The 21,513-nt window shown below is 74.5% G+C and carries 23 protein-coding genes and 1 riboswitch; of the genes, 11 read left to right on the top strand and 12 right to left on the bottom strand.

The window, feature by feature from the left end:
• The first annotated feature begins 1 nt into the window (after window position 1).
• Both O2W20_RS02830 and O2W20_RS02825 read left to right on the top strand, forming a co-directional pair.
• On the top strand, window positions 2–2,161 hold the full coding sequence (locus O2W20_RS02830) for a PTS fructose transporter subunit IIABC (protein WP_269170238.1): 2,160 nt from the start codon (window positions 2–4) through the stop codon (window positions 2,159–2,161).
• A gap of 34 nt (window positions 2,162–2,195) precedes the next feature.
• Complete coding sequence (locus O2W20_RS02825) at window positions 2,196–2,456, top strand: HPr family phosphocarrier protein (RefSeq protein ID WP_269170237.1); 261 nt, start codon at window positions 2,196–2,198, stop codon at window positions 2,454–2,456.
• A 77-nt stretch (window positions 2,457–2,533) separates the two neighbouring features.
• Here the strand turns inward: O2W20_RS02825 and O2W20_RS02820 are convergent, their stop codons facing one another.
• From O2W20_RS02820 to pdhA, 6 genes are all read right to left on the bottom strand, one after another.
• Complete coding sequence (locus O2W20_RS02820; RefSeq protein WP_269170236.1) at window positions 2,534–3,166, bottom strand: flavodoxin family protein; 633 nt, start codon at window positions 3,164–3,166, stop codon at window positions 2,534–2,536.
• A gap of 98 nt (window positions 3,167–3,264) precedes the next feature.
• Window positions 3,265–3,726, bottom strand: coding sequence for an SRPBCC family protein (locus O2W20_RS02815; RefSeq protein ID WP_269170235.1), 462 nt, complete (start codon window positions 3,724–3,726; stop codon window positions 3,265–3,267).
• 174 nt (window positions 3,727–3,900) lie between these two features.
• Entirely contained in the window at window positions 3,901–5,112 is a 1,212-nt protein-coding gene (locus O2W20_RS02810) for an AGE family epimerase/isomerase (RefSeq protein WP_269170234.1), read from the bottom strand.
• Window positions 5,113–5,114: 2 nt separating this feature from the next.
• Window positions 5,115–6,587: a dihydrolipoamide acetyltransferase family protein gene (locus O2W20_RS02805; RefSeq protein ID WP_269170233.1), complete on the bottom strand. Its 1,473-nt coding sequence runs from the start codon at window positions 6,585–6,587 to the stop codon at window positions 5,115–5,117.
• The gene (locus O2W20_RS02800; RefSeq protein ID WP_269170232.1) at window positions 6,587–7,564 is read right to left on the bottom strand and encodes an alpha-ketoacid dehydrogenase subunit beta; all 978 of its coding nucleotides are present in this window, start codon (window positions 7,562–7,564) and stop codon (window positions 6,587–6,589) included. Before O2W20_RS02800 ends, O2W20_RS02805 begins: the two co-directional genes overlap by 1 nt.
• On the bottom strand, window positions 7,561–8,700 hold the full coding sequence (pdhA, locus tag O2W20_RS02795; protein WP_269170231.1) for a pyruvate dehydrogenase (acetyl-transferring) E1 component subunit alpha: 1,140 nt from the start codon (window positions 8,698–8,700) through the stop codon (window positions 7,561–7,563). The genes O2W20_RS02800 and pdhA overlap by 4 nt, the downstream gene beginning before the upstream one ends.
• 215 nt (window positions 8,701–8,915) lie before the next feature.
• Here pdhA and O2W20_RS02790 point away from each other — a divergent pair, with 215 nt between their 5' ends.
• Together O2W20_RS02790 and O2W20_RS02785 are read left to right on the top strand one after the other, a co-directional pair.
• The gene (locus O2W20_RS02790; RefSeq protein ID WP_269170230.1) at window positions 8,916–9,407 is read left to right on the top strand and encodes an Lrp/AsnC family transcriptional regulator; all 492 of its coding nucleotides are present in this window, start codon (window positions 8,916–8,918) and stop codon (window positions 9,405–9,407) included.
• 62 nt (window positions 9,408–9,469) lie between these two features.
• The gene (locus O2W20_RS02785; RefSeq protein WP_269170229.1) at window positions 9,470–10,060 is read left to right on the top strand and encodes a hypothetical protein; all 591 of its coding nucleotides are present in this window, start codon (window positions 9,470–9,472) and stop codon (window positions 10,058–10,060) included.
• A 10-nt stretch (window positions 10,061–10,070) separates the two neighbouring features.
• Here O2W20_RS02785 and O2W20_RS02780 read toward each other — a convergent pair whose 3' ends face one another.
• Both O2W20_RS02780 and O2W20_RS02775 read right to left on the bottom strand, forming a co-directional pair.
• Window positions 10,071–11,540: an AAA family ATPase gene (locus O2W20_RS02780; RefSeq protein ID WP_269170228.1), complete on the bottom strand. Its 1,470-nt coding sequence runs from the start codon at window positions 11,538–11,540 to the stop codon at window positions 10,071–10,073.
• Window positions 11,541–11,607: 67 nt separating this feature from the next.
• Window positions 11,608–11,859 carry a DUF3253 domain-containing protein gene (locus tag O2W20_RS02775; RefSeq protein WP_269170227.1) on the bottom strand — a complete coding sequence of 84 codons (252 nt, stop codon included), beginning with the start codon at window positions 11,857–11,859 and terminating at the stop codon, window positions 11,608–11,610.
• Window positions 11,860–11,904: 45 nt separating this feature from the next.
• Between O2W20_RS02775 and O2W20_RS02770 the strand changes: the two genes are divergently transcribed.
• Together O2W20_RS02770 and O2W20_RS02765 are read left to right on the top strand one after the other, a co-directional pair.
• Entirely contained in the window at window positions 11,905–12,855 is a 951-nt protein-coding gene (locus O2W20_RS02770; protein ID WP_269170226.1) for an aldo/keto reductase, read from the top strand.
• A 41-nt stretch (window positions 12,856–12,896) separates the two neighbouring features.
• On the top strand, window positions 12,897–13,415 hold the full coding sequence (locus O2W20_RS02765; RefSeq protein ID WP_269170225.1) for a hypothetical protein: 519 nt from the start codon (window positions 12,897–12,899) through the stop codon (window positions 13,413–13,415).
• Window positions 13,416–13,424: 9 nt separating this feature from the next.
• On the opposite strand, the gene O2W20_RS02760 is transcribed toward O2W20_RS02765, so the two are convergent.
• The 3 genes from O2W20_RS02760 to O2W20_RS02750 form a co-directional block, all read right to left on the bottom strand.
• Window positions 13,425–14,753 carry a serine hydrolase domain-containing protein gene (locus O2W20_RS02760; RefSeq protein WP_269170224.1) on the bottom strand — a complete coding sequence of 443 codons (1,329 nt, stop codon included), beginning with the start codon at window positions 14,751–14,753 and terminating at the stop codon, window positions 13,425–13,427.
• A gap of 7 nt (window positions 14,754–14,760) precedes the next feature.
• Window positions 14,761–15,108, bottom strand: a complete 348-nt coding sequence (locus O2W20_RS02755; RefSeq protein ID WP_269170223.1) for a DUF3817 domain-containing protein — start codon at window positions 15,106–15,108, stop codon at window positions 14,761–14,763.
• Window positions 15,109–15,277: 169 nt separating this feature from the next.
• Window positions 15,278–16,363, bottom strand: a complete 1,086-nt coding sequence (locus O2W20_RS02750) for a C40 family peptidase (RefSeq protein ID WP_269170222.1) — start codon at window positions 16,361–16,363, stop codon at window positions 15,278–15,280.
• A 109-nt stretch (window positions 16,364–16,472) separates the two neighbouring features.
• Window positions 16,473–16,628, bottom strand: a riboswitch (cyclic di-AMP (ydaO/yuaA leader).
• 407 nt (window positions 16,629–17,035) lie between these two features.
• Between O2W20_RS02750 and O2W20_RS02745 the strand changes: the two genes are divergently transcribed.
• The 5 genes from O2W20_RS02745 to O2W20_RS02725 all read left to right on the top strand — a co-directional run bounded on the left by O2W20_RS02745 (window position 17,036) and on the right by O2W20_RS02725 (window position 20,568).
• Entirely contained in the window at window positions 17,036–17,344 is a 309-nt protein-coding gene (locus O2W20_RS02745; RefSeq protein ID WP_269170221.1) for a hypothetical protein, read from the top strand.
• Between the two features lie 4 nt (window positions 17,345–17,348).
• On the top strand, window positions 17,349–17,807 hold the full coding sequence (locus tag O2W20_RS02740; RefSeq protein WP_269170220.1) for a GNAT family N-acetyltransferase: 459 nt from the start codon (window positions 17,349–17,351) through the stop codon (window positions 17,805–17,807).
• Window positions 17,804–19,372 carry a phytoene desaturase family protein gene (locus O2W20_RS02735; protein WP_269170219.1) on the top strand — a complete coding sequence of 523 codons (1,569 nt, stop codon included), beginning with the start codon at window positions 17,804–17,806 and terminating at the stop codon, window positions 19,370–19,372. Before O2W20_RS02740 ends, O2W20_RS02735 begins: the two co-directional genes overlap by 4 nt.
• Window positions 19,373–19,521: 149 nt before the next feature.
• Window positions 19,522–19,677 (top strand): hypothetical protein, encoded by a 156-nt coding sequence (locus O2W20_RS02730; RefSeq protein ID WP_269157973.1) that lies wholly within the window; start codon window positions 19,522–19,524, stop codon window positions 19,675–19,677.
• 57 nt (window positions 19,678–19,734) lie between these two features.
• Window positions 19,735–20,568, top strand: coding sequence for a YhjD/YihY/BrkB family envelope integrity protein (locus O2W20_RS02725; RefSeq protein WP_269170218.1), 834 nt, complete (start codon window positions 19,735–19,737; stop codon window positions 20,566–20,568).
• On the opposite strand, the gene O2W20_RS02720 is transcribed toward O2W20_RS02725, so the two are convergent.
• Entirely contained in the window at window positions 20,558–21,412 is an 855-nt protein-coding gene (locus O2W20_RS02720; protein ID WP_269170217.1) for a PPK2 family polyphosphate kinase, read from the bottom strand. The two genes, O2W20_RS02725 and O2W20_RS02720, sit on opposite strands and share 11 nt — an antisense overlap.
• Window positions 21,413–21,513 lie beyond the last annotated feature (101 nt).

The raw sequence follows: 21,513 nt of genomic DNA, 5'->3' as shown, positions 1-21,513 counted from the left end.
CATGTCCGCACTCATCACGACCGAACTGGTGGCGCTCGACGCCGACCTCGGTCACGACAAGGGATCCGTCGTCCGTCAGCTGGCCGGTCTGGTCGCCGCCAGCGGCCGGGCCACCGGTGCCGACGACCTGCACGCCGATGCGATGGCCCGGGAGGCGAAGGCCGCCACCGGGCTGCCCGGTGGCATCGCGATCCCGCACTGCCGCTCGGCCGCGGTGACCCAGGCGTCGCTGGCCTTCGCCCGGCTGGACCCGAAGGTGGACTTCGGCGCGCCCGACGGCCCGGCCGACCTCGCCTTCCTCATCGCGGCCCCCGAACACGGCGACGCCGACCACCTGACGCTGCTCACCGCGCTGGCGCGGGCGCTCGTCCGCCCGGAGTTCGTGGCCTCGCTGCGGGCGGCCGGCAGCGCCGAGGAGGTCGTCGGCCTGGTCCAGGACGTCGTCTCCCCACCGGAGGCACCGGCCCCGCAGACCACCGGCGGCGCGACCACGGCCGCCGCGTCGGCGCCCGCCCCGGCGGCAGAGCCCGCCCCGGCGGGCACCCGCAGCGTCGTCGCGGTCAGCGCCTGCCCCACCGGCATCGCGCACACCTACATGGCCGCCGACAAGCTCACCGCCGCGGCGAAGGAGATGGGCGTCGAGCTGCACGTGGAGACCCAGGGCTCCTCGGGCTCGACCCCGCTGGACCCGTCGGTGATCAGCCAGGCCGCCGCCGTCATCTTCGCCGTCGACGTCGGGGTCAAGGACCGCGAGCGCTTCGCCGGCAAGCCGCTGGTGCAGTCCGGGACCAAGCGGGCGATGAACGAGCCCGAGGTGATGATCCGCGAGGCGCTCGCCGCCGCCGACGACCCGAACGCCCGCCGGGTGCCGGGCGCCGCTGCATCCGGGGCAGCGGCCGCCACCGGCAACAGCGACCGACCCAGCACCGGCGCGGAGATCCGGCGCTGGCTGCTCACCGGCGTCAGCTACATGATCCCGTTCGTCGCCGCGGGCGGGCTGCTGATCGCACTGGGCTTCCTCTTCGGCGGCTACCAGATCGTCAACGTCGACCCGGACACCGACGGTGCGCAGAGCTACGCGCTGAACTGGGCGCTGAACTACAACTTCCTCAACCTGCCGTCCGCCGAACCGCTCGAGGGGCTCAACGACGGGTTCTGGGGCTACCTCGGCGCCCTGTGCACCGTGCTCGGCCAGGCCGCCTTCGGGTTCCTGGTCCCCGCCCTGGCCGGGTACATCGCCTACGCGATCGCCGACCGGCCCGGCATCGTGCCCGGCTTCGTCGTGGGTGCGGTCTCGCTCACCGTCGGTGCCGGCTTCCTCGGCGGCCTGGTGGGCGGCATCATCGCCGGCTTCGCCGCACTGTGGATCAGCCGCTGGAAGCTGCCGGCCTTCGCCCGCGGGCTGCAGCCGGTCGTGATCATCCCGCTCCTGGCCACGTTCATCTCCAGCGGGCTGATGGTCGTCGTGCTGGGGCAGCCGCTGGCCGCCGCCCTCGAGGGGCTCGGCGACTTCCTCAACGGGCTGACCGGCGCCGCGAGCATCGTGCTCGGGATCATCCTCGGCCTGATGATGTGCTTCGACCTGGGCGGCCCGGTCAACAAGGCGGCCTACGTCTTCGCCACCACCGGGCTGACCGCGGCCATCGCCGGTGAGGGCGGCCAGCAGCAATTGGTCATCATGGCCACCGTCATGGCGGCCGGCATGGTGCCGCCGCTGGCGATGGCGCTGTCCAGCACCGTCCTCCGGCCGAAGCTGTACACCGCGGCCGAGCGGGACAACGGCAAGGCGGCCTGGCTGCTCGGCGCCTCGTTCATCTCCGAGGGCGCCATCCCGTTCGCCGCGGTCGACCCGCTGCGGGTCATCCCGTCGATGATGCTCGGTGGCGCGACCACCGGTGCGATCGTCGCCGGCCTCGGCCTGGAGCTGCAGGCTCCGCACGGCGGGTTCTTCGTCTGGTTCGCGATGAGCAACTGGGCGCTGTTCTTCCTCGCCGTCCTCGTCGGCGCGGTCGTCGGCGGCGTCGCCGTCACCCTCGCCAAGAGCGTCGGCGGGACCAAGCGGGGAGAGCCGCTGGCCAGCGACCTCGCCGCTGACCTGGACGGGGACTCCGGCGCGGGCACCTCCCCGGCGCGCCCGGCCGTCGCCGGACCGGCACACTGACCCCCAGCACGCCGACCTCAGAAAGCAGGCACCGATGCCCTCCAAGACCGTGACCGTCGGCTCCGCCGTCGGACTGCACGCCCGTCCGGCGGCCCTGATCGCCGAGGCCGTCTCCAAGTCGGGGGTGCCGGTGACGCTGGCGACCCCCGGCGGGAACGCGGTCGACGCCGGATCGCCGCTGATGATCATGACGCTCGGCGCCAAGCAGGGCACCGAGGTCGTCGTCGACAGCGACGACGAGGCGGTTCTCGACCGGATCGCCGACATGGTCGCCAGCGACCTCGACGCCGAGTAGACCCAGCACCGCACGACGACGGCGCCCGTCCCCTCCGATGAGGGGACGGGCGCCGTCGTCGTCGCGGGTGCGTCGGCTCAGGAGGCCGGCGGGAAGGGTGCGGCCTTCAGCAGCCGGGCCAGGTGCGCGGCGTTGCGGGCCACGGTGGCCGTCGTCGTGGCCACCGCCTCCGGTGTCTCGTCGAGGTCCTGGTAGTCGGTGCCGTGCATCGCCTCGCCGTTCCAGTACGTGGCGCCCTGGGCCGGGACGGTGAAGCCGACGTCGTCCAGCGCCTGGAACAGGTCGGCACTGATCTTGTGCGCGCCGTCCTCGTTGCCCACGACGGCGACGACGCCGACCTTGCCGAACACCAGCGGACGCCCCTGGTCGTCGGTCTCGGAGATCTCGGCGTCCAGCCGCTCGACCACCCGCTGGGCCACGCTGCTCATGTGCCCGACCCAGGTCGGGGTGGCCAGCAACAGGACGTCGGCGGCCAGGATCTTCTCCCGGATCGACGGCCAGGCGTCCCCGTCGCCCATGTCGACCTCGACGCCGGGCTTCACGTCGTGGTCGACCACACGGAGCAGCTCACCCTCGACGCCGTGCTCGGCCAGGGCGTCGAGCACCTGGCGGGCCATCAGGTCGGTGCTGGAGGGTGCGGGCGAGGGCTTGAGGCTGCAGGTCAGCGCGAGTGCGCGCAGCGGGGTCGTCGTCGTCATGAACCAGCCCATGCCCCATCCGGTCGTGCACTGCACATCTGATGAGGTCCGCCCACGCGACGGCGCCCGCCTCCTCGAGGTGAGGAGGCGGGCGCCGTCGGGTCGCGGTGTCAGCCCTCGCGGGGGACGTCACCGCGCCAGGCACCGGTCTCGGTGCCGCGGCTCTCGATGAACTCCTTGAACTTCTTCACGTCGGCGCTGATCTGCCGGTCGTCGACGCCGACGGCGGCGCCCACCTTCTCCACCAGGCCCTGCGGCTCCCAGTCCAGCTGGACCATGACCCGAGTGGTGTTGTCACTGATCTTGTGGAAGGTGACGACGCCGGCGTGCTTGGTCTCGCCGTCGGTGCTCTTCCAGGCCACCCGCTCGTCGGGGTGCTGCTCGGTGATCTCGGCGTCGAACTCGCGCTCGACCCCACCGATCTTGGTGACCCAGTGGGTGTGCCGGTCGTCGAGCTGGGTGATCCGCTCGACCCCGTTCATGAACTTCGGGAAGGACTCGAACTGCGTCCACTGGTCGTAGACCTGCCGGATGGGCACGTCCACGTCGATCGACTTCTCCACGTTCGCCATGGGGAGCCTCCTCTGCTCAGGGATCTCGTCCGTCCAGCAGCCCCTACCCGGTTGCGCACGGCCGATACACCCGGAGTGACCAGACAGTCCCTGGCTCCGGTGATCACCACGGGGTGAGGGCTGCCTCCCGCCCGTCCAGGCAGCCCTCAGCCCGATCTCGACGCCGGGTCCGGGTCAGCGCGAGGCGAGGACGGCGGCGGCGACGCTGCCCCGCACCGGGCGTCCGGGCAGCAGGAGCATCTGTGCCAGGTGGTACGCATCCGGCTTGCCCGCCCAGGTGCCGCTGCTCACTGCGCCCTCGGGGGTCAGCTCGTGGTGCCAGCTGCCCACCGCCGGGTCCAGGAAGAGCCGGTCGCCCAGCTCCTCCCACCGGTGCTGCAGCGCCAGCGACTGCGGATCGCCGTGCACGGCGTGGCGCACGGCCGCGGCGGCGATCGCCTCGGTGACCACCCAGTGCATCCGGGCGCCGACCACCGGCCGGTCGTCCCAGTCGAGCGTGTACGGGAAGCCCTCGTGGCCGTCGGCCGCCCAGCCCCGCTCGGCGGCGGCCAGGAACAACCCGTCGGCGTCGGCGTGCAGCCAGCCGGGGGCGTTCTCGCCCAGCGCCGCGGCCAGGTGCAGGCACAGCCGGGCCCACTCGAACTGGTGCCCGACGGTGACCCCGTACGGGCGGAACGGATCGGCCGGCCGGTCCCGGTTGAACTCCGGCAGCGGCTCCCAGGACGCGGTGAAGTGCTCGGGCAGCCGCCAGTCCCGCTCCCGGGCCCACCCGTGCACGATCCGCTCGGTCGCCCGCAGGGCACGGGTCCGCAGCCGGGCCGCCGCGCCCGGGTCGGTGGGGGCCAGCGCGTCGGCCGCCGCGAGGGTCGACTCGACCCCGTGCATGTTGGCGTTCGCGCCGCGGTAGTCCTCACCCGTGGCCCAGGTGCGGTCGAACGACTCGGCGGCCAGGCCCTCGTCGTCGTCCCAGAAGCGCTGCTCCCAGACCCCCAGCGCCTCCTCCAGCAGGTCCCGGCCGCCCGCGATGCCGGCCACGGTGGCGGTCGACCCGGCCAGCACCACGAAGGCGTGCACGTAGGCGGCCTTGCTGTCATCGGTGCGGCCGTCGTCGTCGGCGCCGGCCCCCACCGCGGAGCGCCAGCCGCCGTGCTCCGCGTCGTGCAGCGGGCCCTCGCGCAGCGCGGCCACGCCGTGGGCGGCGAGCTCCTCGGCGCCCGGCTCGCCGGCGAGCGCGCCGAGGCCGAAGACGTGCGTCATCCGGGCGCTGATCCAGGTCTCCACCGGCTTGTCGGCGAGCACCCGCCCGTCGTCACCGAGGTAGCCGAACCCCTCGGGGACCCGGGAGGCGGCGGCGAAGGACAGCAGAGGACCGAGCTGGGTGCGCACGGTCAGAACGTAAGGGCGGTGCCGGGGTCGTGCAGCAGCGCCCCCACGTCGGCCAGGAAGCGGGAGCCCAGCTCGCCGTCGACGATGCGGTGGTCGAAGGAGAGCGCCAGCTGGGTGACCTGCCGGGGCACGACCTTGCCCTTGTGCACCCACGGCATCTCCCGGACCGCGCCGAAGGCGAGGATCGCCGACTCGCCGGGGTTCAGGATCGGCGTGCCGGTGTCGACGCCGAAGACGCCGACGTTCGTGATCGTGATCGTGCCGCCGGTCATGTCCGCGGGCTGGGTCTTCCCGGCCCGGGCGGTCTCGGTGAGCTCGCTGAGCGCGCCGGCCAGCTCGGCCAGCGAGAGCCGGCCGGCGTCCTTGATGTTCGGCACGATCAGGCCCCGCGGGGTGGCGGCGGCGATGCCCAGGTTCACCGCGCCGTGGACGACGATCTCCTGGGCGGCCTCGTCCCAGGAGCTGTTGACCATCGGGTGCCGCTTCGCCGCCAGCAGCAGCGCCTTGGCCACGAACAGCAGCGGGCTGACCTTCACCCCGGCCAGCTCCGGCCGCGCGGACAGGCGCTCGCGCAGCTTCATCGTGCGCGTCATGTCGATGGTGAGGAACTCGGTGACGTGGGGCGCGGTGAACGCGCTGGCCACCATCGCCGCGGCGGTGTGCTTCCGCACGCCCTTGATCGGGATCCGGGTGTCACCGGTCGCGCCGACCTGGGGCTCGGCCGGCGGCGCCAGCGCGGCGTCGACGTCGGCGCGGGTGATCACCCCACCCTCGCCGGTGCCCCGGACCGTGGTCAGGTCGATGCCGAGCTCCTTGGCGTACTTGCGCACCGGTGGCTTGGCCAGCGGGCGCAGGGCACCGCGGCCGGCGGTGTCGGACGACGCCGACGCCGCGGGGTCGGCGGGCCGGCGAGCCGCCGCCGCCTCGGCCGCGCGGGCGGCCTCCAGCCCACCGTGCCGGACCGGCTTGACCCTCGCGTCCGGGGCGGTGGCCAGCAACGGCGGCCGGTCGCCTCCGGAGCCGTAGTCGGCTTCGGGGAGGACCTGCGGTGCGGTCGCCCGAGCAGCCGCGGCCTCGACCGGCTGACCGCGGCGGGGACGGCGCTTCGCCTCCGTGCTGCGCGGGCCGTAGCCGACCAGCACCGCCGTCCGGCCGTTGGCGTTGGTCTCCCCGATCAGGCCGGAACCGGTGCCCTCGGCTGCCGGTGCGTCCGCGGCCGGGGCTGCGCCGCCACCGACGTCGATCGTGATGATCGGCGCGCCGACGTCGACCGTCGTCCCGGCGTCGAACAGCAGCTCGGTCACCGTGCCGGCGAACGGGCTGGGCAGCTCGACGGCGGCCTTCGCCGTCTCGACCTCGCACAGCGGCTGGTTGACGGTGACCGTGTCGCCCACGGCGACCAGCCAGGACAGGATCTCGCCCTCGGTCAGCCCCTCGCCGACGTCGGGCAGCTTGAACTGGCGCAGCTCGGCCATCAGAAGCCCATCGATCGGTCGACGGCGTCGAGCACGCGGTCGAGGTCGGGGAGGTAGTCCTCTTCCATCTTCGACGGCGGATACGGGGTGTCGTACCCGCCCACGCGCAGCACCGGGGCCTCCAGCGAGTGGAAGCAGTGCTCGGTCACCCGGGCGGCGATCTCCGCGCCCAGGCCGAGGGTCACCGGCGCCTCGTGCACGACCACGCAGCGGCCGGTGCGGCGGACCGACTCGTACACCGGGTCGAGGTCCAGCGGGGAGAGCGTGCGCAGGTCGACGACCTCCAGCGAGCGGCCCTCCTCGGCGGCGGCGTCGGCGGCCTGCAGCGCCGTCTTCACCATCGGCCCGTAGGCGAGCACCGTGACGTCGTCCCCGCCGCGGACCACCCGGGAGCCGAACAGCGGGTCGGGGGTGCCGTCGGTGTCGACCTCGCCCTTCTCCCAGTACCGCCGCTTGGGCTCGAGGAAGACGACCGGGTCGGGGGCGGCGATCGCCTGCTGGATGCCCCAGTACGCGTCGGCCGGGGTGCTCACCGCGACCACCTTCAGGCCGGCGGTGTGCGCGAAGTAGGCCTCGGGGCTCTCGCTGTGGTGCTCGACCGCGCCGATGCCGCCCCCGAACGGGATCCGGATGACGATCGGCATCGGCAGCTTGCCCCGGGAGCGGGCGTGGATCTTGGCGACCTGGGTGACGATCTGGTTGTAGGCGGGGAAGACGAACCCGTCGAACTGGATCTCGCAGACCGGCCGGTAGCCGCGCATCGCCAGGCCGACCGCGGTGCCGAGGATGCCGGCCTCGGCCAGCGGGGTGTCGACGACGCGGGCCTCGCCGAAGTCCTTCTGCAGGCCGTCGGTGATCCGGAAGACCCCGCCCAGCTTGCCGATGTCCTCCCCCATGAGCACGACCTTGCCGTCGTCCTCCATGGCCTTGCGCAGGCCGAGGTTGAGCGCCTTGCCGATGGTCAGCGTCTCGGTCACTGCTCCCCCTCGAACGAGGCGTGGTAAGCCACGAACTCCTCGCGCTGCTGGGCCAGCTCCGGGGTCTGCTCGGCGAAGACGTGGTCGAACATCTCCGTGCCTGCCGGGTCGGGCATCTCCACGGTGCCCTTCCGGATCCGGGCCGCGAGCTCGTCACCCTCGGCGTCGACCGCGGTGAAGAACTCGGGGCCGGCGATGCCGGTGCGGGACAGGTGCGCCTTGAGCCGGGCGATCGGGTCGCGCAGCTTCCACTCCTCCAGCTCGCCGGCCAGCCGGTAGCGGGTCGGGTCGTCGGAGGTGGTGTGTGCGCCCATCCGGTAGGTGAACGCCTCGATGAAGGTGGGGCCGGAGCCCTCGCGGGCCGCGGCCAGCGCCGCCCGCGTCACGGCCAGCACGGCCAGGACGTCGTTGCCGTCGACCCGCACGCCGGGGAAGCCGAACCCGGCCGCCCGGTGGAACAGCGGGACCCGGGACTGCCGCTCGATCGGCGCGCTGATCGCGTACTGGTTGTTCTGGCAGAAGAAGACGACCGGTGCGGCGAACGTCGAGGCCCAGATCATCGCCTCGTTGACCTCGCCCTGGCTGGTCGCGCCGTCGCCGAGGAAGGCCAGCGCCGCGTTCTCCGCCCCGTCGCGCTGCAGGCCCATGGCGTAGCCGGTGGCGTGCAGGGTCTGCGCGCCGATGACCACGGTGTAGAGGTTGAAGCTGCGGGCGACCGGGTCCCAGCCGCCCTGGTCGACCCCGCGGAACAGGCTCATCACGTGCAGCGGGTCGACGCCCCGGGTCCAGGCGACGCCGTGCTCCCGGTAGGTGGGGAAGGCCATGTCGCCCTCGGCGAGGGCCCGGCCGGCGCCGACCTGGGCCGCTTCCTGGCCGAGCAGCGAGGCCCAGATGCCGAGCTCGCCCTGGCGCTGCAGGGCGGTCGCCTCGGCGTCCCACCGACGGACGAGGGCGAGGTCTCGGTAGAGGCCGCGCAGCTCCTCGTCCGAGATGTCCAGGCGGTAGTCGGGGTGCTCGACCCGCTCGCCCTCCGGGGTGAGCAGCTGGACCAGGTCCGGCTGGTCCGGCAGGTGTGGCGCGCCGGCGCCCGGTACGGGGTCGACCACCTCGGTGGTCTTCTGCTGCAACGCGGTCACGCCACTCTCCTCGCCGTCTCGCGGAGCCCGGGGTCACCGGAGCGCCCGTCGCTGGACGTCCACGCGGCGCCGGGGATGTGGCGCCACTCACACATGGTGGCACGCCGGACCGCGTGTGCAGAAGATCACTCGCCGACCGATCTGCGCAACCACCTCCAGCGCCGTTGCGCAGAAAGTCCACCAACCGCCCCCCGTTGCCTGTCAGACTGAGCAACGTGCCTGCCCTGGACGCCACCGACGCACGGCTCCTGCTCGCCCTGTCCGAGGACCCGCGGGCCACCGTCCTCGCCCTCTCCCAGCAGCTCGGGCTGGCCCGGAACACCGTGCAGGCGCGGCTCGGCCGGCTGGAGTCCAGCGGCGCCCTGGACCCCTTCGAACGGCGGGTGCGGCCCGAGGCGCTGGGCTACCGGCTGGGCGCCTACGTCACCGTGCAGGTGGTGCAGCGCAGCCTGGCCGACGTCGGCGAGGCGCTGGCCGCGATCCCGGAGGTGCTGGAGGTCATCGGGCTGTCCGGGGTCGCCGACCTGCTGGTCCAGGTGGTCGCGGTCGACGCCGACGACCTGTGGCGGATCACCGAACAGGTGCTGGCCATCCCCGGCGTCCAGCGCACGGACACGAACCTGGCCCTGCGCCGGTTCGTCGACCACCGGATGACCCCGCTGCTGGAACGCGCCGCCGGGTCGCTGCCGGTCGCCGAGGTGGACTGAGCCGGCCCGCCCGGTCCGTCGGCGAGACCTGACCGAGACGCTGCGGGAGCATGCTCCCGGCCATGTCCCGGACGACGACGTTCAACCCGGTGCTCCTGATCACCGTGGCACTGGTCCTCTCCGGCTGGGTCCTGGCGTCCCCGGCCCGGGCCTGCAGCTGTGTCGGACTGACCACCGCCGAGCAGTTCGAGCGGGCCGACGCCGTCTTCACCGGGCAGCTCATCTCCCGCGAGGTGCGTGGCGGGGGCAGCAGCACCGACGCGGCCGTGCACCTGTTCAGCGTGGACACCGTGTTCAAGGGGACGGTGCACACCCGGCAAGGCGTCGTCTCGGCCGCCTCCGGCGCCAGCTGTGGCCTCGAACTGTCCGGTGACGGACCGTTCCTGGTCTTCGCCGACCGGCTCGGGGAGCAGGCGGACGACTCGTACACCGCCGGCCTCTGCGACGGCACCGCACCGGCCACCCCGGACCTGCTCACCGAGATCCGGGACCTCGGCGCGGCAGCTGTGCCGGCCGACCCGCTGCCCGGTTCGGCCGGCACCGACCCACCGCCCGAACAGCTGCCCCTGGTCGGCGTGCTGGTCGCCGGCTTGGCCGGCCTCGTCCTCCTCACCGCCGTGCTGGTGCGCCGGTCCCGACGCCGCGGCGCCTGATCGGCGCGCCTCAGCCCGGGGCGCTGCCGAGCAGGGTGCGGGTCATCGCGTTGCGGGTGTCGAGCAGCTCGTCCAGCGCACCGGAGAGGTCGGCGGCGGACACGCTCAGCGGCCCGGTCGCGGTCCGCTGGGCCGCCAGCAACGCCGCCCGGCGCAACAGCTCCTTGAGGAACGACGCGGTCACCCCCTCGGTCCGGGCCAGGACGTCGTCCAGCCCGCTGGTGTCGACCTCCAGTCCGCCCCGGTAGAGCTCGAACAGCGCCCTGCGGGCCTCGGCGTCCGGCAGCCGGAGCTCCACTGCCTGGTCCACCCGCCCCGGCCGGGCCGCCAGCGCCGGTTCGAGCAGGTCGGCCCGGTTGGTGGTCAGCACGAAGACGACGTCGGCGTCCTCGGCCAGCCCGTCCATCTCGTTGAGCAACTGGAACAGCAGCGGGTGCTGGCCGGGGTGCATGCCGCGGTCCTCGGCGATCAGGTCGACGTCCTCGATGACCAGCATCGCCGGCGCCAGCGCACGGGCGACCGAGCAGGCCTCGGCGATCAGGTGCAGGGCGTTGCCCGTGAGCTGCAGGACCGTCGTCCCGATCAGCGTGCTGGTCAGGTACCGCACCGTGTGGGTCTTGCCGACGCCGGGCGGCCCGTACAGCAGCACGCCGCGCTTGAGGTGCTGCCCGGCGGCCAGCAGCTGCTCCTTGTGCCGCGCCACCTCGACCACCTGGCGCTGCACCTCGGCGAGCGTGTCCGCGGCGAGCACGAGCTGGTCGGCGGCGAGGGTCGGCCGGCGGTGGAACTGCAGCAGCGTCTGGCCGTGGCCGAACACGTCGGACCCGAAGGACAGCACCTGACCGCGGAACACGTTCTGCGCCATCGCGGCGGCGCGGATCTCCGTCGCGGCCCGCGCGGCCAGCTCCGGGTCGGTGCTGACCACCTGCACCGTGGTGTTGGGCAGCCCCGACTCCGGCTCCGGGCCGCGCACCAGCACGGCGGTGCGGGCCGACCCCTCGGTCACCAGGTGGACGCCGCACCGCACGCACGGCCGGGACTCCCCGTCCGGGCCGGCCGCCCGGTTGACCCGGGACGCGTTCCCCGGCCGGGGCCCGTACGGCTCCTGGGTCTCCGGCCCCGCCGACAGCAGCTCGCCCAGGCCGAACGGCCGGTGCTGAAAACCGACGACGCCGACGAGCTGCCAGGCGCGCCCCGAACCGGCCAGCCAGGTGTCCAGCCCGGCCTGGACGTTGACGTGCTCGTAGCCCGGCCAGGCCTCCTCGACGACGTCGAGCTCCGCGCCCGCCTGGCCGAGGTGGGCCAGCAGCAGGCCGGACAGCGTCGCCCGGTCCTCGGCGCGGGCGGCCCCGACCACCGCGCGCATGCCCCGGCGGACCAGCTTGCCGACGTCGGCGAGCTCCGGCCGGGGTGCCGCGGGGGACGGTGGGTCGAACTCGAGCCGGAGCTCCGATCGGTACGCCTGTCCGTCGACCGCCACGCTGCCCCTTCCCGTACGCCGGTGGAGACCGCACGCCAGCCACGTCCGGCCGGCGGGGACAGCGGTTTCAGCGGGGCCGGCGGACCCGCACCGGCCCGCGCGCGGTGCCGACGTCGACCACCTCGCCGGACTGGGTGACCTCGACCGCGCCTGCTCCGGCCAGCCGTCCGGCCGCTGCCCGGGCGGCGGGCATCAGGTCCCGCCAGCCCTCCGGGTCGACGGCCCGGGCCGCCTCCGACGGGCAGATCGAGGCACCGGGACGGCGCTGGTCCAGCAGGGCGCCGATGGTCTGTTCGAGCACCCGGTCGACGTCGTCCACCCGGTCAGGATGCCCCGGCCGCCGTCCGGGTGCTGGGATGGGCCCGTGCCCCACGACTCCCCCGCCCAGCTGGGTCTCGGCCTGGCCGCCGTCGGCCGGCCGGCGTACCTCACCCTCGGCCGGGACGCAGACCTGCCCGCCGACCGCTCCCCCGCCGTCCTCGAGGCGCGCACCCACGAGCTGCTCACCGCCGCGACCGCCCTGGGCGTCGAGTACGTGGACACCGCGCGGTCCTACGGCCGCGCCGAGGAGTTCCTCGCCTCGTGGCTGCGCACCGCCGAGGCCGTCCCGTTCGTGGCGAGCAAGTGGGGCTACCGCTACACCGCCGACTGGCGGCCGGACGCCGAGGTGCACGAGGTGAAGGAGCACACGACGGCCGCCTTCGAGCGGCAGCTGGCGGAGACGACGGCACTGCTGGGCCCGTGGCTGCAGCTGTACCAGGTGCACTCGCTGACCGCCGACAGCCCGCTGTGGACCGACCGGCCGCTGCAGCACCGGCTGGCCCGGCTGCGCGCCGACGGCGTCGAGCTCGGGTTCTCCACCTCCGGGGCCGCCCAGGCCGACGCCGTCCGGCGCGGGCTCGAGCTGACCGTCGACGGCGCGCCGCTGTTCACCAGCGTGCAGTCGACCTGGAACCTGCTGGAGCCCTCGGCCGGGCCGGCGCTGGCCGAGGCGTCGGCCGCCGGCGCCCGGGTGGTCGTCAAGGAGGGCGTGGCCAACGGCCGGCTGACCGACCGGGGCACCGCGCCGGACTCCCCGCTGGCCACCGCGGCACGTGCGCGCGGAGTCGGGGTGGACGCCCTCGCGCTGGCGGCGGCGCTGGCCCAGCCGTGGTGCGACGTGGTGCTCTCCGGCGCGGTGACGGTGGCGCAGCTGGAGAGCAACGCCGCCGCGCGCACCGTGGAGGTCCCGGCGGGTGACCTGCCGGCCACCTGGGTGCAGCCCGAGGAGCCGGGGGAGTACTGGGCGGCCCGCAGCCGGCTGGGCTGGCGCTGAGGTCGTTTCGTCCGCCACGCACCCCGGGTAGGGGCGCGACCATGGCGAAGCGGACCTCGTTCGGGACGATCGGCAAGGGCAGGCGCGGGATCAGCACGCTGGGCTGGGTGCTCCGCGGGGCGGCCGCCGGCGCGGCGGGGACGACCGCGCTCAACGCCGTCACCTACCTCGACATGGTGGTGCGCGGGCGCGGCAGCAGCTCGACGCCGGAGCAGACCGTGGAGAAGCTGGCCGACAAGGCGCACGTGCAGATCCCCGGCGACGAGGAGACCCGGCAGAACCGGGTCTCCGGGCTCGGCCCCCTGACCGGGCTGGCCGCCGGTGTCGGGACCGGCGTCGTCGTCGGCCTGGCCCGTGCGGCCGGGTTCCGGTCCCAGCCGGCCGTGGGCACCGCACTGATCAGCGCGGGGGTGCTGGTGGCCGCCAACGGCCCGATGACCGTCCTCGGCATCACCGATCCGCGCACCTGGTCGGCGAGCTCCTGGCTCAGCGACCTCGTGCCGCACGTCGCCTACGCCGTGGTCGTGAAGACGACGATGGACGCCTTCGACCGCCACTGAGCCCTCGCGCTACGGCACCGTCCAGCCGCGCTCGTCGACCCCGCCGGGCACCGGGGCCTCGGGGTCGTAAGGCGTGCGGGTGAGCACGAACGTCGCCACGTCCAGGTGGTCGGGGGCGATCCGCAGCGTCTCGCCGGCGTAGTAGCCGTCCAGCCCCAGCCACGTGCCGTCCTTGCGCGGGGCGAACCGGCTCGCCCGGCCGGGCCGGCCCGGCAGCGGCCCCAGGTGCAGCAGGCCACCGGGCTGCGCACGCAGCACCAGCGGGGCCGGCCCCCAGAACCAGACGCCGAGCAGGTCCAGCGGCACCGGCGGCGGGGACGGCGCCCAGGCGTCGACGACCCGGGGCTCGGCGGTCCGCAGGTCGGCCAGCAACCCGGGCACCAGCGGGTCGAGCCCGCTGGTCGTGTTGGCCAGCATCACCGCGCCGGCCTGCTCGGACCGGTCGACGAAGACCCCGGCCAGGAAACCGGGCATCGAGCCGCCGTGACCGACCAGGGTGTGCCCGTTGACCCGCAGCACCTGCAGCCCCAGCCCGTAGGCCGACCACCCGGACACCGAGTGGTCGATCCCGGCCGGCACGGTCATCTCCTCCAGCGTCGCCGGGGACAGCACGTCGCCGGTGTCACCGAGCAGGAACGCGGCGAACCTGCCGAGATCGGCCAGCGTCGCCCACAGCTGGCCGGCCGCGGCCATGACCCCGGCGTCGTGCTCGGGCTCGGGCAGGACGACGTCGGCCCAGGGGTGCACCGCCGCGCCGCGCGCCGCCCTGCCGGTGGGCCGCGGGGTGGTGCGGTCCATGCCCAGGGGCAGCAGCACCTCGTCCCGCACCACCTCGGCCCAGGGCCGCTCGCGGTGCCGGGCGACCAGTTCGCCGAGCAGCCCGAAGCCCAGGTTCGAGTAGTGGAAGCGCCGTGCGGTGCCCAGGACGACGTCGTCCTCGGTGAGCCGGAGCTCGGCCAGCGACCCGCCGGGGACGCGCTCCCACCAGCCGCCGGGGCTCTCCGAGCTGGCGCCGGCGAGGTGGGACAGCAGCTGACCGACGGTGCGCTCACCGAACGGCGTGCCGGGGACGTGCTCCTCGAGCGGGTCGTCCAGCCCCAGCCGGCCCTCGTCCCGCAGCCGCAGCACGACCAGAGCCGTCACCGTCTTGCTGATCGAGCCGAGCCGGTACTGCACGTCGGCGTGCGGCTCGGCGACGTCTCCACGACCGGCCGACCAGGCCAGCCCGCCGTCCCGGACGACGCCCGCGACCAGGCTGGGGGCCCGGCCGTCGCGCTGGACCCGAGCGGTGCGGGCCAGCAGCGTGCGAGCGGTGGCGGGCAGGACGGGCGTGGTCATCGGGCGGTCAGCCGGCCCGCGCCGGCGTGGCGGCGTCGACCGGCAGCCGGCCGGTGCGCCGGGCCCAGCGCTCGAACCAGATCGTCACCAGCGGCGGCACCGAGGCGGCCAGCGCCAGCAGCCCGGTGGCCGGGGTCCAGCGGAGCACCCGCCAGGCCACGAGGGTCACGGCGACGTAGACGACGAACACCGCCCCGTGGACCGGGCCGAACACCTGCACGCCCAGCTCGGAGGCGTCCAGGACCCGCTTGACGAACATGCCGGCCAGCAACAGCACCCAGGAGACGGCCTCGGCGATGGCGACGGCGCGGAAGGCGCGGGCGACCCTCCTCGGGTCGGTCAGTGCGGCGGGCACGGTGCTCCTCGGGGTCGGACGTGGCTGGACCGTGCCCCATGGTGCCCGGCGGGACGGGGCGCCGGTGCCCGGGTCCGCGTGATCGTCGCCACCGGGCCCGGACGCACCGGCGCCCCGGCCGCCGTGAGGCGACCGGGGCACCGGTGGGTGTCGCAGGGTGGTGCAGGCGTCAGCCGGCGACCCGACGCATGGCGGTGATGGGCCCCATGGCGTCGATGCTGGCGACCTTGACCACGTCACCCGACGTCGGCGCGTGGACCATCTGGCCGCCACCGATGTAGATGCCGATGTGGCTCACGGGCGAGTAGAAGGCGATCAGGTCGCCCGGCTGCAGCTCGCCACGAGAGACCGCACGCCCCGCCTGTGCCTGCTGGCTGCTGCTGCGGGGGAGGTTGACCCCGGCCGAGGCGTAGGAGTACTTCACCAGACCCGAGCAGTCGTAGGAGTTCGGACCGGTCGCGCCCCACACGTAGGGCTTGCCGCGCTGGGCCATGGCGGTGTTCACCGCGGTGGCGGCAGCGCCGCTGCTGGCCACGACCGGGGCGGACGGCGCCGGGGCGGCCACCGCGCTGGGCGCGGACGAGCGAGCGGGGGCGGGAGCCGGGGCAGCGGTCCGCTCGTCGCGCGAGGCGGCCTGGCTGCTGCGCTCGGCGGCGGCGGCCGCCTGCGCCTCGCGCTCGGCTGCGGCCGCAGCCGCTTCCGCGGCCGCGTGCTGCTCGGCCAGGATCCGGGCGCGCTCCCGCTCCTCGGCGGAGAGCCGGTCGTACTCGGCCTGGTACTCGGCGATCTGCTCGTTGAGGTCGGCCTGCTGGGCGGCGACCTCGGCGACCTGGGCCTCCGCGTCGGCGGCGGCCTTCGCGGCCGCGGCCTTCGCCTCGTCGGCAGCGACGCTCGCCTGCTGTGCGACGCCGAGGACCTCGTTGTTGTGCCCGGCGATGCTGTCCAGCGTGCCCATCCGGTCGAGCATCTCGTCGGCGGAGGAGCTGGTCAGCATGGCCTGCAGCGAGGAGAGCTGCTCACCGGTGTAGGCGCTGCGGGCGACCTGACGCACGTGGTCGCGGGCCTCGACGACGGATGCCTCAGCGGCGACGAGCTCGGCGGCTGCGGCGTCCGAGGCGGCCTTCATGCTGGTCAGCACGTCGGTCGCCTCGTGCATCTTCTCGGTCACGACCTCGAGGTCGTGACCGCGGGCGGCGATGAGCTCGGCCGCCTCCTGCGAGGTGGTGGGGGTTTCAGGAGCCGCCAGTGCGGGCACTGGGGCAAGGGCTACGCCACCCGCGATGAACAGGGTGAGCAGGGCCCGTCGGCCGTTGCGGCCATGACGGACGGAGGTGTGCGAACTCGCCATGTTCGGCGGGTGTGTCCTTTCTTCCACCTGCCGCCTACCGAGTTAGCTGACGGGTTCGGGCGGGAAGTCGCCCGGCTCCTCGGGCCCGCGAACGGGCCGTGCGGAGCTTCACCCCAGTGCTGCGGTGGGTCCCCGGTCCACGAGCCCGCGAGTGTTGCGGCGAGCCGTGTGGTTCGGCGGCGGTCCTGTCGGTCGTCACCCGGGTGGGCGACTGCGCTGCCCGTCAGGACCGCTGGTGACCGTACGTGCGTTATGAGCTCGTGACAAACGGCCGGGGCACATTTGTGCAGAAACTCCGGCCGGGTGATTCAACACGCTCACCGAGGGTGACAGGCTCGCCGGGTGCAGGGGTTGGGCCGCCGGGAGTTCTGTCTCGTACTGCTCCGCCGGATGGCCGACACGCGACCCGACCTGGTCGCCGAGGCGTTGCCCCGACTGGGTGCCGACCGGGCCGAGGCGCGTCTCGCGCACCGTCGCTGGCGAGCTCTCCATCACGCAGAGCGAGCGCCTCGCGGGGTTGCGCTGCGGGCGGCCGTACTGGGCCCCGCCGACCAGGTGGAAGGCAGGCGGTTCGGTGACGTGGACCTCACCGTCCGGCGCTGGCCGCTGCCGCTGTGGCCGTTCCTGCGGTGGGAGGTGCTGTGCGGCCCCGACGGCTCGGTGCTGCACGAGCAGCTGGTGCGCGCCCCCGACTCGCCGGTCCCGGCCGCCACCCCAGACGCACTGCGCGTCTGGGAGCACGTGCTGGACGACGTCCTCGGTCTGCCCGACGCGGCCGGTGTCGACCCCGGCGTCCCGAGCCGCTTCGAGGTGCACCTGCCCCGGGGGTTGCGCGCGCAGTTCGTCTGGGGGCTGCTGCAGCGGGTGGACGACGGCCCGCCAGGATGACCCGGTGCCGACCCTCTCCACCGCCTCCTGGGACGACCCGGACGTCGCCGCGCTGACCGCCGCCCAGCAGCTCGAGCTACGGGCCCGCTACGACGGTGCGGGCGAGCCGGGGGTGCCGCCGTCGGCCGCCGACGTGGCCGTCGTGCTGCTCGCCCGGGACGACGACGGCACGCCGGTCGGCTGCGGCGCGCTGCGGTCGCTCGGGGACACCGAGGCCGAGGTCAAGCGCATGTACGTCGTCCCGCCGGCGCGCGGTCGCGGCATCTCCCGGCTGCTGCTCGCCGGCCTGGAGGCCGAGGCGCTCCGCCGCGGGTGGACGACGGTGCGCCTGGAGACCGGGGTCCGGCAGCCGGAGGCGGTCGCGCTGTACACGTCGGCGGGCTACCGGCCGGTCGAGGCGTTCGGGCACTACGTCGACGCCGACGACCCGTACGCCGTCTTCTTCGCCCGGGAGCTGGCGTGAGCACCTCTGGCACGACCACCGCCGCCCGGTACGACGCGATCGTGGTGGGCGGCGGCCACAACGGGCTGGTCGCCGCCGCCTACCTGGCCCGCGCGGGCTGGTCGGTGCTGGTGCTGGAGCGGCGGGCCGTGCTCGGCGGCGCCGCGGTCAGCGAGCAGGTCTTCCCGGGCGTCGACGTCCGGCTCTCGGCGTACTCCTACCTGGTCAGCCTGCTGCCCGACCGGATCGTCGCCGACCTGGCGCTGCCGATCACCCTGGTCGACCGCGCCGTCGCCTCGTACACCCCCGTGCGCCGCGGCGGCGCGGCCACCGGGCTGCTGGTCGAGCGGGACGAGGGGCCGGAGACGGCGGCCGCCTTCCGGGCCCTCACCGGCTCGGACGCCGAGTTCGCCGGCTGGCAGCGGTTCTACGGCCGGCTGACCACCCTCGCCGAGGACCTGGCCCCCACCCTGACCGGTCCGCTGCCCAGCGAGGCCGAGCTCACCGCACGCCTGCGTGACCCGGGGATGTGGCACGACCTGCGGGAGCGGCCGCTGGCCGACGTCGTGGCCGACCACCTCACCGACGACGACGTCCGGGGCATCGCGCTCACCGACGGGCTGATCGGCACGTTCGCCGACGTGCACGCCGCGGACGGCGTGGCCGGCCGGTGCTTCCTCTACCACCTGATCGGCAACGGCACGGGTCGCTGGCGGGTGCCGGTCGGTGGCATGGGAGCGGTCAGCGGTGCGCTCGCCGACGCGGCGCGGGCCGGGGGCGCCGCACTGCACACCCGCACCGAGGTCACCGCGGTCGAGACCCGGGGCGACGGGGTCACCGTGCACTGGACCGACGCCGACGGGACGGCGCACGCCGCCGACGCCGGGCACCTGGTCAGCGGCGCGGCCCCTGCCGTGCTCGACGAGCTGCTGGGCACCGCCCCGGCACCGCGGCCGTCGGGGTCGCAGCTGAAGGTCAACATGGTGCTGAGCCGGCTGCCCGGCCTGCGGTCGGGCGCCGACCCCCGCCGGGTCTTCAGCGGGACCGTGCACGTCGACGAGGCCGCCGGTCAGATCGACGCCGCGTACGCGCAGGCCGCGGCCGGGCGGCTGCCCGAGGTGATCCCGTTCGAGGTCTACTGCCACTCGCTCACCGACCCCTCGATCGTCGGCGGCACCGGACTGCACACCCTGACGCTCTTCGGACTGCACACGCCGGCCGAGCTCTACGCGGCCGACCCCGCCGGCACCCGGGCCGAGGCGGTGCGCCGGGTGGTCGCCCAGCTGGACGGACACCTGACCGAGCCACTGACCGACTGCCTCGCCACCGACGGCGAGGGGCGACCGTGCCTGCAGGCGTCCTCGCCGCTGGACGTCGAGGCGTCGCTGGCGATGCCGGGCGGGCACATCTTCCACGGCGACCTCTCGTGGCCGGTCGCCCCCGACCCGGCCGCCGTCGGCACCTGGGGCGTGGCGACGGCGCACCCGCGGGTGGTCGCCGCGTCCTCGGGCGGCACGGTGCGCGGCGGTGCGGTCAGCGGCCTGGGCGGCTTCGCGGCGGCGCAGCACCTGCTCGGCGGTCGCTGACCGGAGTGGGCGCCCGCGGCAGGCGTGAGGGTCGGTGGAAGTGGGCAGGCACCGGGCACCGTCGCCTGCTCGTCCGCGCAGGCGACGCCCCGGGGCTGGCGGAGCCGGCCACCGCGTCCCGCGGCCTGACACGACGTCCGGGAGGACCGATGAGCGAGCGACCCGACGACCGACCCGACCGCACCGGGCAGGGCCGGTTGCCCAAGAACCGCGCACGCCTGCTGATCGTCGGCACCTTCCTGCTGATCCTGGTGGTGGCCTTCACCTTCATGATCCTGGTGGGCTCGTCCAACTCGGTTCCCTGACCGATGCGCCGGGCGCGCCGCCGAGCGCGCCCGACCCAGACCTGATCACATGACCTGATGCAGGTGGCGAGGGAGGCGCGCGGCCTGCTCCAGGCGATGCGGGCCCGGATGCGCCAGCGGGACACCGCGCTCATCGCCGCCGGGCTCACCTTCTACGCCGGGATCGCCGTCGTCCCGGCGCTCGTGCTGTCCCTCGGCCTGACCAGCTGGCTGGCCGGTGCCGACACCGTGCGGGACCTCACCGGCCGGCTGACCGAGGTGCTGCCCGGTGCGCTGGGAGCCCCGCGCGCGGTGGACCGGCTGGCGGAGGCCGGCACGGGCCTCGACGTGGTCGGCGCCCTGCTGACCCTGCTGCCCATCTCGCTCTACGGCGAGGGGCTGCGCCGGGCCCTGCTGCGCTTCAGCCCGTCGCACGACCGGTTCACCGCCTGGCGGGGCCGGGCGCTGGCCCTGCCGCTGCTGGTGCTGGCACCGCTGCTGCTGTACCCGCTCCTCCTGGTCGCGGGGGTGCTGGCGCGCCTGGCCGAGACCCCGGGGTTCGCCGCGGCGGTCGGCGGGTTCGCCGCCGGCTACTACTCCGTGCTGTTCGCCCTCACCCTGCCGCTGGCGTGGATCTTCCGGGTGGTCGCGGTCAGCCGGCTGGGCTGGCGCGCCGTGGTCGCTGGGGCGCTGTTCACCGCCGCCTGCCTGTCCGGCTTCCTGCAGGGGTTCGTCCTCTTCCTCGCCCTGCCGCTGGACCTCGGCGCCCCGTTCGGCGGGCTCACCGTGGTCGGCGGCGTGATCGCCATCGGCTTCTGGCTGTTCCTGCTGCAGTTCGTGCTGATCGGCGGCTGGCTGTTCACCCAGGCCCTGGACGAGCGCCTCGCCCGCGGGACGCCGTTCACCAGCTGATCGGGTGCTCCTCGATCAGCCGGTCGCGCTGCTCGTCGACGTCCCAGGGCGGCTCCGGCAGCCGGGGCTGCAGCTCGGTCAGCGTCTCCAGCAGCAGCCGGCCGACCGCCCAGTTCCGGTACCACTTCCGGTCGGCCGGGACGACGTACCAGGGTGCGGTGTCGGTGTCGGTGCGCTCCAGGGCGGTGGCGTACGCCTGCTGGTACTGCGGCCACAGCGCCCGCTCGTCGACGTCCGCGGGATCGAACTTCCAGCGCTTGCTGGAGTCGTCGAGCCGGGCCAGCAGGCGCTGCTTCTGCTCCCACGGCGACAGGTGCAGGAACACCTTGACCACGGTGACGTCGTCGGCGACGAGCTGCCGCTCGAACCGCACGATCTCCCGGTGGCGGCGCTCGATCACCTCGGGGGTCGCCAGCTCCCGCACCCGGCCGATCAGCACGTCCTCGTAGTGCGAGCGGTCGAAGACGCCGACCTTCCCCGGCCCGGGCAGCGCCCGGCGCACCCGCCAGAGGAAGGAGTGCCGCAGCTCCTCCGGCGTCGGCTTGCCGAAGCTGGCCACCGTGACGCCGTGCGGCTCCATCGCACCGACGACGTGCTTGACCACCCCGCCCTTGCCGCTGGTGTCCATCCCCTGCAGCACGAGGAGCACCCGCCGCCGGCTGCCGCCGCTGCCCTCCGCGTACAGCCGCTGCTGCAGTTCGGCGAGGTGGCCGGCGTCCAGCCGCGTCCCCTCCCGGGTGCGCTCCTTGTCGCCGGGGGCCAGCGGGGTCGACCGCGGGTCGATCTCACGCAGCTCGATCGGGGCGGCGGGGGCGCGCAGGGCGCGGCGCAGGGAGTCGGACACGCCGGAAGCCTAGGGACGCCGACCACCGCCCCCGCGCAGGCACAAACCCCGGCCACAGACACAGGAAGCTGTGCACCCGGTCTCGGCGTCCAGACCGGGTG

It is taken from the genome of Modestobacter sp. VKM Ac-2982 (assembly GCF_026967935.1).
GTDB lineage: Bacteria > Actinomycetota > Actinomycetes > Mycobacteriales > Geodermatophilaceae > Modestobacter.
This window is presented reverse-complemented; position numbering and strand designations above follow the sequence as displayed.

Excerpts from the sequence above, each read along its gene's own strand:
- O2W20_RS02830 (WP_269170238.1), top strand. The coding sequence starts at position 2 with ATGTCCGCACTCATCACGACCGAACTGGTGGCGCTCGACGCCGACCTC.
- O2W20_RS02825 (WP_269170237.1), top strand. The coding sequence starts at position 2,196 with ATGCCCTCCAAGACCGTGACCGTCGGCTCCGCCGTCGGACTGCACGCC.
- O2W20_RS02820 (WP_269170236.1), bottom strand. The coding sequence starts at position 3,166 with ATGGGCTGGTTCATGACGACGACGACCCCGCTGCGCGCACTCGCGCTG.
- O2W20_RS02815 (WP_269170235.1), bottom strand. The coding sequence starts at position 3,726 with ATGGCGAACGTGGAGAAGTCGATCGACGTGGACGTGCCCATCCGGCAG.
- O2W20_RS02805 (WP_269170233.1), bottom strand. The coding sequence starts at position 6,587 with ATGGCCGAGCTGCGCCAGTTCAAGCTGCCCGACGTCGGCGAGGGGCTG.
- O2W20_RS02785 (WP_269170229.1), top strand. The coding sequence starts at position 9,470 with ATGTCCCGGACGACGACGTTCAACCCGGTGCTCCTGATCACCGTGGCA.
- O2W20_RS02765 (WP_269170225.1), top strand. The coding sequence starts at position 12,897 with ATGGCGAAGCGGACCTCGTTCGGGACGATCGGCAAGGGCAGGCGCGGG.
- O2W20_RS02760 (WP_269170224.1), bottom strand. The coding sequence starts at position 14,753 with ATGACCACGCCCGTCCTGCCCGCCACCGCTCGCACGCTGCTGGCCCGC.
- O2W20_RS02730 (WP_269157973.1), top strand. The coding sequence starts at position 19,522 with ATGAGCGAGCGACCCGACGACCGACCCGACCGCACCGGGCAGGGCCGG.
- O2W20_RS02725 (WP_269170218.1), top strand. The coding sequence starts at position 19,735 with ATGCAGGTGGCGAGGGAGGCGCGCGGCCTGCTCCAGGCGATGCGGGCC.